General features: G+C 48.8%; 11 protein-coding genes and 1 rRNA gene. 6 read left to right on the top strand and 6 right to left on the bottom strand.

The genetic code is table 11. The annotated features are described in order from the left end of the window. The 4 genes from rrf to FTU69_RS09175 all read left to right on the top strand — a co-directional run. Positions 1-104 (top strand): 5S ribosomal RNA (gene rrf / locus FTU69_RS09160); the annotation flags it as partial. A gap of 184 nt (positions 105-288) precedes the next feature. Beyond that, positions 289-1,518, top strand: a complete 1,230-nt coding sequence (locus tag FTU69_RS09165; RefSeq protein WP_104470543.1) for an MFS transporter — start codon at positions 289-291, stop codon at positions 1,516-1,518. 118 nt (positions 1,519-1,636) lie between these two features. Further along, positions 1,637-4,036, top strand: a complete 2,400-nt coding sequence (locus FTU69_RS09170; RefSeq protein ID WP_127800462.1) for a YgiQ family radical SAM protein — start codon at positions 1,637-1,639, stop codon at positions 4,034-4,036. A 313-nt stretch (positions 4,037-4,349) separates the two neighbouring features. Then, entirely contained in the window at positions 4,350-4,883 is a 534-nt protein-coding gene (locus tag FTU69_RS09175) for a DUF2726 domain-containing protein (protein WP_005181471.1), read from the top strand. Between the two features lie 38 nt (positions 4,884-4,921). On the opposite strand, the gene FTU69_RS09180 is transcribed toward FTU69_RS09175, so the two are convergent. From FTU69_RS09180 to mdtD, 5 genes are all read right to left on the bottom strand, one after another. Further along, on the bottom strand, positions 4,922-5,275 hold the full coding sequence (locus tag FTU69_RS09180) for a RidA family protein (RefSeq protein ID WP_005181474.1): 354 nt from the start codon (positions 5,273-5,275) through the stop codon (positions 4,922-4,924). A gap of 467 nt (positions 5,276-5,742) precedes the next feature. After that, positions 5,743-6,798 carry a DNA polymerase IV gene (gene dinB, locus FTU69_RS09185; RefSeq protein ID WP_127800460.1) on the bottom strand — a complete coding sequence of 352 codons (1,056 nt, stop codon included), beginning with the start codon at positions 6,796-6,798 and terminating at the stop codon, positions 5,743-5,745. A 9-nt stretch (positions 6,799-6,807) separates the two neighbouring features. Further along, positions 6,808-7,821, bottom strand: coding sequence for an MBL fold metallo-hydrolase (locus tag FTU69_RS09190; protein WP_127800458.1), 1,014 nt, complete (start codon positions 7,819-7,821; stop codon positions 6,808-6,810). 49 nt (positions 7,822-7,870) lie between these two features. Beyond that, positions 7,871-8,656, bottom strand: coding sequence for a GH25 family lysozyme (locus tag FTU69_RS09195; RefSeq protein WP_180103780.1), 786 nt, complete (start codon positions 8,654-8,656; stop codon positions 7,871-7,873). 75 nt (positions 8,657-8,731) lie between these two features. Then, complete coding sequence (gene mdtD, locus FTU69_RS09200) at positions 8,732-10,123, bottom strand: multidrug transporter subunit MdtD (protein WP_180103781.1); 1,392 nt, start codon at positions 10,121-10,123, stop codon at positions 8,732-8,734. Between the two features lie 176 nt (positions 10,124-10,299). Here mdtD and FTU69_RS09205 point away from each other — a divergent pair, with 176 nt between their 5' ends. Together FTU69_RS09205 and FTU69_RS09210 are read left to right on the top strand one after the other, a co-directional pair. Further along, the gene (locus FTU69_RS09205; protein ID WP_127800454.1) at positions 10,300-12,114 is read left to right on the top strand and encodes a choice-of-anchor I family protein; all 1,815 of its coding nucleotides are present in this window, start codon (positions 10,300-10,302) and stop codon (positions 12,112-12,114) included. A gap of 159 nt (positions 12,115-12,273) precedes the next feature. Then, positions 12,274-13,239: a hypothetical protein gene (locus tag FTU69_RS09210; RefSeq protein WP_127800452.1), complete on the top strand. Its 966-nt coding sequence runs from the start codon at positions 12,274-12,276 to the stop codon at positions 13,237-13,239. Between the two features lie 78 nt (positions 13,240-13,317). On the opposite strand, the gene FTU69_RS09215 is transcribed toward FTU69_RS09210, so the two are convergent. Next, positions 13,318-13,938 carry a TIGR00730 family Rossman fold protein gene (locus tag FTU69_RS09215; RefSeq protein ID WP_005181508.1) on the bottom strand — a complete coding sequence of 207 codons (621 nt, stop codon included), beginning with the start codon at positions 13,936-13,938 and terminating at the stop codon, positions 13,318-13,320. Between the last annotated feature and the right edge of the window lie 83 nt (positions 13,939-14,021).

Raw genomic sequence — 14,021 nt, forward strand, 5'->3', positions numbered from 1 at the left:
TAGCAAGAGTGAACCACCTGATCCCTTCCCGAACTCAGAAGTGAAACCTCTTAGCGCTGATGGTAGTGTGGGGTTACCCATGTGAGAGTAAGTCATCGCCAGCTCATTAATTCAAAATCCCCCGAGCAAAAGCTTGGGGGATTTTTTTATGTGGGAAATTTGTGTGCTTAAGAAAGTAGAATTTATCGAGGGTTCTTCTCTCCGTTTAAACCAGCTTTTAATCGGTTGAAATTGAAGCCCCCAATTTAACCGGAACCGGCGTATACTCATAACATAATTGGAGTGTATATGTCAGATTCCCAAAGCCAGACTCAGCAAATTGAGCACGATTCTCCTCAGTTTAAGGCCATTCTTCTCTCTTTGTTTTTGGCCGGTTTTGCCTCCTTTTCTGCCTTGTACTGTGTTCAACCGATGATGCCGATTCTGGCCCAGTTCTTTCAGGTCAGTCCGACCCAAAGTAGTTTTCCCTTATCTTTTTCGACCTTTGCTTTGGCCGCCGCTCTATTATTTACCGGCCTGATTTCAGATCGGGTCGGGCGTAAACAGATTATGGTCGTGGCATTGTTCTCTGCGGCCTTACTGTTAATAGCCAGTGCCTTATTGCCACAGTGGTCATTTTTTCTCAGCACCCGTGTCCTGATTGGCATGGCAGTCAGTGGGGTGGCCGCGGTGGCAATGACCTATATTGGCGAAGAAATTGCGGCCAAAGATGTTGGCTTTGCCATGGGCTTATATATTTCAGGCACCGCAATTGGCGGCATGAGTGGCCGTTTAATTGCCGGAGTTCTGGTGGATTTTATTTCCTGGCAACATGCGACTTTAATCATTGGTGTGATTAACCTGGCGATTGCGATTCTGTTTTACTGGCTGCTGCCCAATTCTAGAAATTTTCAGTCCTATCCAATTCAATTGTCGCGTTTTAAACAGGCCTTTGCCAAAAATCTGGCCGATCCAAAATTAAGAATTCTGTTTCTTCAGGGCTTTATTCTAATGGGATGCTTTGTCTCGGTATTTAACTACATGAGCTATCATCTGCTGGATGCGCCTTTTGCTTTGCCACAAACCTGGATCGGGCTGATTTCTGTGGCTTATCTGGCCGGAATTTACAGTTCACCACGGGCAGCACAGTGGGGACAAAAGTTTGGCCGGGAAAAAGTGTTACCGTTGATGCTGCTGGTGATGTGGGCCAGTCTGGCGCTAATGTTGCTGAATCAGCTGGCGGTCGTGTTAGTCGGGCTACTGATTTTTACCTTTGCTTTTTTTGCAGCACATTCTCTTTGTAGCAGTTGGGTGACGGTGCAATCATTACAGTATCGGGCGGTGGGTTCATCTTTATATCTGTTTTGCTATTACTTGGGCTCGAGCGTGCTTGGTAGTGGTAGCGGTCTGATCTGGGAGCGCTGGGACTGGCCTGGTTTATTGATCTTTATCGCAAGTCTGCTGTTGTTGGGCCTGATCCTGACCCTATATCTGAAAAAATTAAGCAGCACTGCACCCACGGCACAGATTAAAAATTAAAAACTTGATTTTGTATAAATTATAATCAAGCAAGCGACTTGGAATTCATGCTAAAATATTCGGCTTTCATCTTTCGATCTTTTCTGATCTTCCATCTGCCAGCCGAGAATTGCTAGCCATGTCTACTGCTTATACCGCTCAAACCGCGCCGAAAGCGTTGTTTGATTACGACAAATATTGGGCGTCATGTTTTGAACCCGCGCCATTTTTGCCGATGTCACGCGAGGAAATGGACCAACTCGGCTGGGATAGCTGTGACTTTATTCTGGTCTGCGGCGATGCCTATATTGATCATCCATCTTTTGTATCCGGTATTATTGGCCGTGTGCTGGAAGCGCAAGGTTTCCGGGTCGGAATTATCGCGCAGCCTGACTGGACCAATGTCGAGGCCTTTCGTGCCTTAGGTAAACCGAATATTGCCTGGGGCGTCACCGCCGGCAATATGGACTCGATGATCAACCGTTATACTGCGGACCGAAAAATCCGCTCGGATGATGCCTATTCACCAGACAATGTCCCGAACAAACGTCCAGACCGTGCTGCAACCGTGTATTGCCAGCGCTGTCGTGAAGCCTTCCCGGATGTGCCGGTGTTGCTTGGCGGGATCGAAGGTTCACTGCGTCGTATTGCGCATTATGATTACTGGTCAGATAAAGTCCGTCGTTCAATTCTGATGGATTCAAAAGCCGATTTATTGATGTACGGTAATGGCGAGCGTTCCATTATTGAAGTGATGCACCGTCTGGCCAAAGGCGAAAAAATTACCGATATCACCGATGTGCGCGGTACTGCCTTTATTATCAATAAACATAACCGTGCGGCCAAAGCCAAGTTTGTCGAAATCGCCTCCAATGATGTCGATACCATTGGCCGTGTCGATCCGATCATCAACCCCTATGTGATGACCGAAGATATTGATGGCTGTGAAGTTGAAAAAGAAAAGGGTAACAGCTTAAGCCAGTACCAGAATTTCCAAAAAGAAATGGTGGCCAATCCGATTGTCCGTGAAGGCGACAACCTGGATGCCGATACGCAGATTGTTCAGCTGCAACCGGCCTCAAAAGCCATTAAGCATAAACTGCCACCACGTGAACTGGCGGTTATTCGTTTGCCATCTTTTGAAGACGTGGCTAATGATCCGGTGCTATATGCACATGCCAACCGTATTCTGCATTTGGAAACTAACCCGGGCAACGCACGTGCTTTGGTGCAAAAACACGGCGAGCGTGATGTCTGGATTAATCCACCACCAATTCCATTGACCACTGAAGAAATGGATTATGTGTTTGACCTGCCATATGCACGTCTGCCACATCCAGCTTATGGCGATGCACGTTTCCCGGCGTTCGACATGATCAAGTTCTCGGTGAACATCATGCGTGGCTGTTTTGGGGGCTGTACGTTCTGTTCGATTACCGAACATGAAGGCCGCATCATCCAGAACCGTTCGGAAGAGTCGATTCTACGTGAAGTGGAAAAAATCCGTGATACCGCACCGGGCTTTACCGGGATTATCTCGGACTTAGGTGGTCCAACCGCTAACATGTACCGCTTGCACTGTAAAGATCCGGAAATTGAAAAGAACTGCCGTAAGCCGTCCTGTGTATTCCCAGGCGTGTGTCAGAACCTGCATACCGATCATGCACCACTGACCCAGCTATACCGTAAAGCACGTGCGATTAAAGGCATTAAAAAGATTTTGATTGGTTCCGGTCTGCGTTATGACCTGGCGGTACTGAATCCGGAATATGTGCGTGAACTGGTGACCCACCACGTTGGGGGTTATCTGAAGATTGCACCGGAACATACCGAAAAAGGTCCGTTATCGAAGATGATGAAGCCCGGTATTGGTACCTATGACCGCTTCAAGCAAATGTTTGATCGTTTCAGCAAGGAAGCCGGCAAGGAACAGTATCTGATTCCGTATTTCATCGCGGCGCATCCGGGCACCACCGACTACGACATGATGAACCTGGCGATCTGGCTGAAAAAGAATGGTTTCCGTGCCGATCAGGTACAGACCTTCTATCCATCGCCAATGGCCACCGCCACCACCATGTATTACACCGGTAAAAACCCGCTGGCCAAAGTGGCGCGTTATACCGAAGATGTCGATATTGTGAAAGGAGAGAAACGTCGTCGTCTGCACAAAGCCTTCTTGCGTTACCATGATCCAAACAACTGGCCATTGTTACGTGAGGCTTTAAAAGAGATGGGCCGTGCCGATTTGATTGGCAATTCCAAGCAGCATCTGATTCCGACCTATCAGCCGCAAGGTACGGAAGGGCAGTACCAGTCAGCGCGTAAGAAAAACTCGACCCTGGCCGGAGATTCACAGAAACGTACCGGTCAGCATGGCAACCGTGGCCAAGGGCAAAATCAGGGTCAGTCGAATCGTCCGAAAAAAGGCCAGATGTTGACCCAGCATACCGGTTTGCCTCCACGTGAAACCGGCGAAAAACGTCCATTTGGCGGTGCAAAGGCCAAAGGTAAGTCTAAGCCAAAATCTCGTGCTTAAATCAGGAAAGGACGCCAAGTGCGTCCTTTTTCTGGTTCACATTTTGTCGGATTTGTCAGACAATCGGTTTGAAAAGAATTGTGAAGCTCATAAAAGTTGGTATACATTAGCTTGAGGAAAAACAAGGAGATGGTTTTTCCTGGAAACTTGCTCTGCAACAGACTGTCAGTGTTTATGCATCTTTCGTCAGCATTGCTTTAAGTTTCTTAAATTTAACCTATTTATAATAAGCAAAACGTTATACTTGTATTTGAAAAATAATCGGTGAGATACCGAATAAATTATAAGAATAGAGTATTAAAGGATTAACCTCATGACTGTTTATATTATTCTCGCAAGTCTTATTCTGGCAGGGTTGCTCATCATGGCAGCCAGGCATGCCATTCAGGCCAAACGCCAGACCGACAGTACCCTGAAACGCCGCGCTATTTTCAGTTTGAATGAGCAGCTGACCTATACCCGGCTGAAAGAAATTTTACCGACCCATACCGTGCTGACCCATGTGTCTTTTGATGCGCTACTGACCACCAAACTGCCGCGTACCCGCAATAAATACCGCAATATGGTGGCGGACTTTGTGGTGCTGGATGATGCTTATCAGGTACTGGCCGTGATTACCCTGGATGATACCCTGACCTTAAAACGTCAGCATATTCAGTATCAGAATGAATTGCTGCGGATGGCCGGTTATACCGTAATCAGCTTTGATCAGGTGCCAGAATATCAGCAGTTGCGTGAAGAATTTGGGTTACTGGAGGGCGCTGAAAATCTGGAGGCGCTTGATCTGCCAAAAAAGAAATTGGCGTTCTATCCGGCCTCAGCGCGCAGAATGGGCGCGTTGGGTTGAAAAAAAGCATCTAAACAGATGCTTTTTATCTCAAATTTTTATGGTTTAACCGCGACCACAGTCATTTCAACCAGGACTTCGGGCTGATACAGCTTGGCTTCCACACAGGTACGGGGCAGCGCTTCAATATCGGCGACCCAGGCATCCCAGATTTCATTCATGGCTGCATAGTCTTGCTCGATATCTTTTAAGAAAATCATGACTGACATGATATGACTTTTATCGGTGCCGGCTTCAGCCAGTAAACGGTCAATTATCTCAAGGGTCTGGCGGGTCTGACCGCGAATATCCAGGCTGGTGTCTTCTGCCAGCTGGCCGGCCAAATGCACCAGATGGCCTGAAATGGCAATTTCTGAATAGCGCTGTGCGACATGTAAACGTTGTACGGTCATAACAAAATCCTGTAGATGGGCAAGCAGCACCTCGGCTGCTCTGGCAATGTGACTATATTGCCATGAAGCGCCAGTACAGAACACCAGCGCTGCCGGAGTTGGTACAGAAATCCATCAATCTTGTGGCGATTTTGATTTGAAAAATGGGAATTTTAGGACGCAAAAAGCCGGTGATCTGAAGGGAATAGATCGGGATAATGCGATAGAAAATCAGATAAAAAGAAGAATGTACAACGAGGCGGGAGACGATACAGCCATCCATGGGAACGTCAGAGTTGTCCTGTAATATTCGGATAGATCATCACGCCAATCACAGGACAGCATGCTGAAAGTAAAGGTGATTTTCAGCATCTCAGCACATACATGGATAAATGTATTGCGCAGATAGATTACTCTAATTTTGCCTATTGTGAAGCGCATTTTGTATCATTTTTATTCTTTTGATCAATTCCTGCACAATTTTAAGCCTAAAGTAGACTGAGCTGCGGCTGCTGTGCTGGTGAGGATAGTTGATAAACTCCCACGCCAATTAACCGGAACTGTTCCTGGGGCGAAATATGCATTTCCTCAATTAACAGCTGCAGCGCCTGTGCCAGCTGCTGCGGATGAGTAAAAATATGCTGAAAGCTTTTGCTGTGCTGCAACACCTGAAAGTTTTTCAGTTTCAGTTTGACCGACACGCCGCGGGCGCAAAGCTGCTTTTTTTCCAGACTGGCCCAGACCTGTTGCAGCAGTTGTGGCCAGTAGGGTGTACATTGGCTGAGGACATAATCATCATCAAAGGTGATTTCTTTGGAAATCTGCTGGCGTTTGCGTTCGGCCTGGACCGGGCGCTCATCAATGCCTTGCGCATATAAAAACAGGCGTTTGCCATATTTACCAAAACGTTGAATCAGCAGGCCTTCTTCGACCTGTTGCAGATCGCCCAAGGTCTCCAGACCCAAGGTCTTCAGCTTTTCCTGCATGACCTTGCCCACGCCAGGAATTTTCTTTAAGGGTAAATCCTGAATAAAGGCCTGCACCTGCGAAGGCTTGATCACGCAGAGACCATTCGGTTTATGCCAGTCCGAGGCAATTTTGGCCAGGAATTTATTGGGTGCCACACCGGCAGATGCAGTAAGGCCGGTGGTCTGAAAAATATCTTCGCGGATGCGCATCGCCACTTCTGTGGCGCTGGGGAGTTGCTGCAGGTTTTCGCTAACATCCAGATAGGCTTCATCGAGCGACAGCGGTTCAATGATTGCAGTATATTTTTGAAAAATTTGATGGATTTGTGCCGACACTTCCCGGTACTTCTGGAAATTTGGTTCCAGTACAATCACCTGCGGGCACAGTTTCCGGCCCTGACTCATTGACATGGCCGAGCGCAGCCCAAACACCCGCGCCGGGTAGGACGCGGCCACAATCACTGCACGCGGATGATGTGATGCCACCACCACCGGCAGATGTTGTAACTCTGGACGCTCTTTTAGCTCGACCGAGGCATAGAACGCATCCATATCAATATGAATGATTTTTCTCATGGCACCATCTTAACGCGCGACATCCGTGGCTGTCATTAGCGGATAAGCATACGGTTGATCGAGCAGCAGCACTTGGGTCTGTTGTTGTGCTGCGGCCTTGATCACGGTATTCAGACTCTTCGGGGTATTATCGGCCAGATGTGGTAAAAACTGTAGCGGCTGTTCTGGCGGCTGGAAAAAATCATCCCAATGGATGGGAATCAGCACCTTGGGTTTTAGGTGCTGCAAGGTTTCTGCCAGATACTGCTGCTGATACTGTTCCGGTTGCCTGGACAGCTGGGCAATGCCCAGAAACAGATGATCGACCTGTAGCTGTTTGAGCTGTTCGGGAATAAAACCGGTGCTGGCCTTGACCAGACTTTTATGATCTTCATATTCAATCAGATAGTCAAAGCTATGGCCTTCTTTAAACTCCGAAAACCGTGCCGGTAGGCTCAGTGGCTGCTGGATTTCCTCACCCAGATCATTATTCACTGCAGTTGGCGGAGTATGCTGGGACGGGAAAGCGGTGACAGTAAAGTTGCCAATCTGCATCGGTTGTAAAGGTACCAGCTGCTGTAACTGGCTTTCGGGCAAGTGAGCACCACGGGCAATATTCAGCGTGCTTCGGGAACCAATAATTTTAGCCTGCGGCAGCAATTGGCCAAGTAGAGGGACATCCAGCGCATGGTCATAATGCGAGTGTGTCACCAGAATGGCTTGCGTTCGTTGCAATTGATGGAGCTCAATCACATGTTCAATTACGATTGGCTGGCTGTTAATTTGACCAAACATCAGCTGACTCAGACTCGGCCGGCTAAAGAAGCCATCAATCAACAGCTGTTGCTGGCCATCATCAAACAGTAAGGTCGATACGCCAAAGAATTTGACCGTATAGCCCGCTGGTGCGGTTGCTGCCGGCTGATACAGCCATGGCTGGAAATCCTGCACTTTGCCGGAGGGCTGCAGCATATAGATGATGAGTGCAATCAGCAGTAATATCAGGCCAAGCAGACCTGACAAAATCTTGTATTTCAGTGTCATTCGCACAATATCCCTGTCAGCTTTTATTTTTATCTTGTTGGTATGAGTATTAAGGGGTTGTATCCACGCTATTTTTAGATGGTTCCACAATCTGGTTGGCCTTAAGAAACTGTTGCCAGTCCTGTTCATCGCCATAAAAGGCATTCAGATCGACCGGAGTGGTAATACCAGTAATCTGGCCACGATTGCTATATTGCCAGAACAGCCAGTCCGGGTTGCCGCTTAAGGCCGGTTTGCCCTGATATTCGCGTACCCACAGTGGCACCTGCGGGAATTGATTGACCAGTACAATATTATAAAAATTCTTGGAAATGTAAAAAATTGGCTGTTTGCCATAGTGCTGTTGCAGCGCGTCATGCATCACCCCAATTTCATGCAGCAACTGTTCCCGGGTATAGGTGTTGATGCAGTTGCTGTCGTATTCCAGATCAATCACTGGTGGCAAGCTGTTGGCCTGTTTCGGAACGCTGTCGATAAAATTCTGTGCCTGCACCTGACCATCACGACACAGCCGATAAAAATGATAGGCGCCGACCAGAAAGCCCTGTTCATGTGCGGCCAGCCAGTTATCCTGAAATTTACGGTCTTTAAAATCGCCGCCTTCAGTGGCTTTTAAATAGACGAAACGGTATTTTTCCGGTGAAATCCTGTGCCAGTCAATCTGCTGCTGATGATGCGAAACATCAAAGCCCTGAATCGGATAGTCCTGTGCGGTGACCGGCCGGGTATGCAGCACGCCCCAATATAGCAAGGCTGCCATTAGCACCATGCCGCAGATGGCAACCGCAGCATAGGTCAGGGGCTGGACAGAACGGCGGGCAGGGCGTGCAGACATAGGCAAGGCAGATCTTCAGGATTCAATTTTGATCATAACGCGAAGCCTGCACGGCGGCTAGCGTTCCACGCGGCTTTAGACCGGGGTGTTTTTTGGAATTTTCCAGAAAATCATTGCAGCCAGCAGGTTGATACTGCCCAGACAGATCAGGCTGGCATGAAAGGCTGCGACCACCTGTTCCGGTCCCCAATAGGCACTAAACAGGTTGACCAGTGTTCCGGCCAAGGCCACGCCAATACTCATGGACAGCATCATGATCATCGACAGGAAGCTGTTGCCGCTGCTGGCATCTTGCTGCGGTAAATCTTTTAAGGTCAGGGTGTTCATGGATACAAACTGCAGTGAATTGAGCAGACCGAAAATAAAGAAATGCAGCGCGCGTAACCAGATGGGGGTGTCGGCCGTGGTCAGGGCAAAACTGGCGATACAGGCCCCGACCAGCAAGGTATTGGTGATGAGCACCTTACGATAACCAAAGCGCTGAATCAGCTGGCGGATAATCGGTTTTGAGGCCAGCGAACCGAGTACGGTCGGAATCATCATCAGGCCGGTCACAAAGGGCTCAAAGCCAAAGGCCAGTTGCAGCATCAGCGGCAGTAAAAAGGGAATTGAATTGCCAGCTAGCCGGGCAATCGAGTTCCCAAGAATCCCGATTGCATAAATCCGGTGCCGGAACAGCTTGCTGCGAAACAGGGCATTCTGATGGGTATGTGCATGATAGGCATACAGGCCGGCACTCAGCAGACCGAGCAGAACCAGCGCAATGCTCCACCACAGCGAGTACAGCGGACTAGCCACATTTTCAATACCCAGTGACAGCCCGACCATGGCAATCAATAACAGGATAAATCCCCAGAAATCAAATTGCGGCACGCTCGGCTCGGTAATATTTGGCATGGCTTTAAAAGTAATCAAGACGCCTAAAATGCCAATCGGCAGATTGATTAGAAAAATCCAGTGCCATGAGGCGACTTCCACCAGCCAGCCGCCCAAAGTAGGTCCAATTAAGGGGCCGATCAGACCGGCCAGACTCATCAGGCTCATGGCCGATAAAAACTGGGTGCGGGGAATGATTTTTAGCATCGCCAGACGACCAACTGGCAATAAGAACGCGCCGCCAATGCCTTGCAGTACCCGGTAAAACAGCAGTTCATTCAGGCTGCTGGCATAGGCACAGCCAATGGAGGCCAGGGTGAAAATCACAATGGCGGAAAAATAGGTGTTGCGCACGCCAAAACGGTCGGCCAGCCAGCCACTCAAGGGAATACAGGCCGCCACTGACAATACATAGGCCACCACCACGCTGTGCATTCGCAGCGGATCTTCCTGCAAATTCTCGGCAATGGCCGGCAACGCGGTGTTGATGATGGTGGTATCCAGGCCCTGCATAAAAAAGCCAATCGACACCAAGAGCACTAACAATCTGAATTCGGGTTGCAGGGCTTGATGGGTTGGCGTGGCAGTCATAATTAGCGGGCATGGTGGAATTTTGCCTAGTGTAAAACAATCTGGCGCGGATGTCGTATCTAAAGCGTTGCCGCGTGACGGCCTGGCCCTGTCAGAAAACTGCAATCAAAACGTCATGGCACTGCAACCAGATGTTTATAAATTGTTCATATTCTAAACACTATCAAATTAAACCTATGAAATTAAAATTGAAATCACTTTGGGTGGCCATGTTGGCCGTGGGGATGGCAGCGTGTAACAGTGATGATGATCAGGTCAGTCCTGCACCGGTCGATCCAACCCCCAATACCATTGAACTGAGCAAAATTGGGGCCTATCAGTCGGGCATTTTTGCAGAAAGTGCCGCAGAAATTCCGGCCTATGATGCCGCCAGCAAACGCCTGTTTGTGGTCAATGCGCAGGCCGGGGTGCTGGATGTACTCGATTTAAGCCAGCCAAATCAGCCGGTTAAAATTGCCGAGATTCAGGTCCATGATATTGCTGAAGGCGCGGAAGTAAACAGTGTCGCGGTGCATAACGGTATTGTGGCAATTGCGATTCAGGCTGCCGTCAAAACCGATCCGGGTTATGTGGCGCTGTATCAGGCCAAAGATCTGAGCAAACTGGCGCATGTGCAGGTCGGTGCCTTACCGGATATGCTGACTTTTAGCCCGGATGGTCAAACCCTGCTGGTGGCCAATGAAGGTGAGCCATCGGACGATTATCAGGTTGATCCGGAAGGTTCAATTTCCGTGATTCAGCTGAGTAATTTAACAGCGCCTGTGGTCCGCACTGCAGACTTTAAAGCCTTTAATGGACAGGAAGCGGTGCTGCGTGCCCAGGGCGTGCGTATTTTCGGGCCAAATGCGACTGCGGCGCAGGATTTTGAACCGGAATATATTACGGTATCGCAAGATGGCAAAACGGCTTGGGCCGCATTGCAGGAAAACAATGCGCTGGCCAAAATTGATGTGGTCAATGCCAAAGTACTGGCGGTATATCCATTGGGCTTTAAAGACCATGGTCTGGACGGCAATGGCATGGATGTCAGCGATGCCGATGGTGTCGATGGAACGGGCAGTATTAAGATCCAGACTTGGGCCAATGTGCGCGGTCTGTATATGCCAGATGCGATTGCCAGCTTTGATGTGGCCGGCAAAACCTATATTGTGACCGCCAATGAAGGCGATGCACGCGCCTGGGGTGAAGACACACCAGAATATTTTAACAACGACACCAGCAAAGGTTTTGTTGAAGAATGGCGAGTGAAACATCTGGTACATGCCGATGGCTTTGCCCGCCGTTTAGGCGATGATTTACCGGCGCACTTAAGCCAGCTGGCCAAAGGTGCCGAGCTGAATCCGGACAATTTTGGCTACTGCGGTGCCACGGCAGGCAATGCCGGTGACTGCCGTAAAGATCATCTGCTGGGTCGTCTGAATATTACCTGGACTGAAGGCTACCAGAAAAATGCCGATGGTACGCCAAAGCTGAATGAACGCGGCAATCTGGTATATGACCATCTTTATAGTTTTGGTGCACGCTCGGTCAGTATCTGGACAGAAAATAGCGCGCAAAACGGTCTGGAACGGGTCTGGGATTCAGGGGATGATTTTGAGCAGTACATTGCCGAGCATCATCCGGAAATTTTCAATGCCAACCATGAAGAAGCAGGCATGGATAACCGCAGTGACAACAAAGGCCCTGAACCTGAAGGCGTGACGCTGGGCCAGATTGGCAGCAAAACCTTTGCCTTTATTGGTCTGGAACGTGCTGGCGGGGTGATGGTCTATGATGTATCGACTCCATCTGCACCAAGTTTTGTGCAGTATCTGAATAGCCGTGAGATGAGTGCGAGCACTGAACAAATTGAGCTGGGGCAGGCCGGTGATTTAGGCCCGGAAGGTCTGGTCTTTATTGAGGCAAAGGACTCGCCTAATGGCCAGCCATTACTGGTGGTGGGCAATGAAGTCAGCGGCAGCACCGCGGTATATCAGCTGAACCTGAAATAAGTGAGCAAAAAAGAGAAAGGGCACTACGGTGCTCTTTTTTATTTTAAATTTTCATTGTCACTAAAATGTCATAGAACTGAAATAGTATTGTCATCATTTTAAGCTAATGCCAGCCCGATTAGGGGTGGTGTTCCCTTTTTGAACATAGGCTTTGTTCTTATGACAATTGAACTTTTAATGGTAATCGGCTTCTGTTTGGCGGCCTATTCTATTGTCGGAAATGATGTACCTCAAACCTTAGGGACTTTTATTTCTTCTAACTCCCATCGTCCTTGGTGGGTACTGTGGGTGTATATCAGCAGTATCCTGGTTGTGGTCTTGGTCTATGGCTGGTATGCATCAGGCGTCGGTGATGCCTCTTATGGACGACTGGAAACCATTCCGTTCCCTGAAGGTGGAATTACCTGGCTGTATATTGTGCCGCCGGTTTTACTGTTGCTACTGACCAAATATGGTATTCCGGTCAGTACCACCTTCCTGGTGTTGACCATCTTCTCTCCTGCGAGCTTGGGCTCGATGATGGTCAAATCCATGATGGGCTATGCCGTGGCCTTCCTGGCGGCGCTGATCATCTATCGTTTTGTGGCCAACAAAATGACGGTGTACTTCAACCAGACCAAAGATCAGGAACATTCGACCAAATGGGTGATTCTACAATGGTTATCTACCGGTTTCCTGTGGAGCCAGTGGCTGATTCAGGATCTGGCCAACATCTTCGTGTATGTGCCGCGTCAGGTACCGTTTGAATTCCTGATGTTTGCCATTACGGTCTTTGTGATCTTGCTGGGGGTTATTCTGTACCAGCGTGGTGGTGCCATCCAGAAGATTGTCGATACCAAAACCGATGTTACCGATGTACGTGCTGCGACCATCGTGGACTTTATCTATGCAATGATCCTGCTGGTTTTCAAAGAGTGGAGCAATATCCCGATGAGTACCACCTGGGTATTCCTGGGTCTGTTGGCCGGTCGTGAATTTGCCATCTCAATGATTGTGAACGGGGTCAGCAAATACCGTACCTCACGCAATGTCAGCAAAGATGCGATGAAACTGATGTTTGGTCTGGCCATGTCGGTATTCCTGGCGACCACTTTGCCATGGTTCTATAACCTGATTTCAGGCTAAGCATGGACTGAACATCAAGTACAAAAAAAGCGAGCTTCGGCTCGCTTTTTTCTTTCTGGACTTTTGGGTTCAAGCGCTTTAAATGGCAACGTGCTGTGGGGCATCCAGATTATGTAATGCAGTCAGGATTTCATCGGCATGATTGCAGATAATCAGCTTGGCGCGGTGCTGCGGCGGCAGGAAGCCTTCAGTCACGGCATGGTCAAGTTGGGCAATTAGCGCATTATAGAAGCCATTGACGTTATAGAGCATCATCGGTTTTTGATGCTGGTTCAACTGGCCCCAGGTGGCAATTTCCAGAATTTCCTCAAAGGTGCCCAGTCCGCCCGGCAAGGCCACAAAGGCGCTGGCACGTTCGGCCATGAGGGCTTTACGTTCATGCATGCTGTGTACAATATGCAATTCGGTCAGACGATGATGGGCAATTTCATAATCCAGCATAAATTCCGGAATCACCCCTACAGTTTCACCGCCGTGATCAACCACGGCATCGGCGACCTGACCCATTAAACCGATACTGGCGCCGCCATAGACCAGACCAAAGCCATTTTCCGCCAGACGGCGTGCCAGTGCCACGGCCTTTTCCTGATACACCGGTTTATTTCCGGAACGTGAGCCGCAATATAAAGCAATTAAAGGTTGTGTTGTTTTAGGAGAGGGATGTTTTAAATTATCAGTCATTTTTACTACGCTATTCATGATTCTTGTTTCACCTTAACATGTTCTTTTTGTCTGCTCTAGCTTATGCAAAAAATATGACAAACAATGCCAGCGCCGTGCAG

The organism is Acinetobacter sp. YH12134, assembly GCF_013418555.1.
Lineage (GTDB): Bacteria > Pseudomonadota > Gammaproteobacteria > Pseudomonadales > Moraxellaceae > Acinetobacter > Acinetobacter indicus.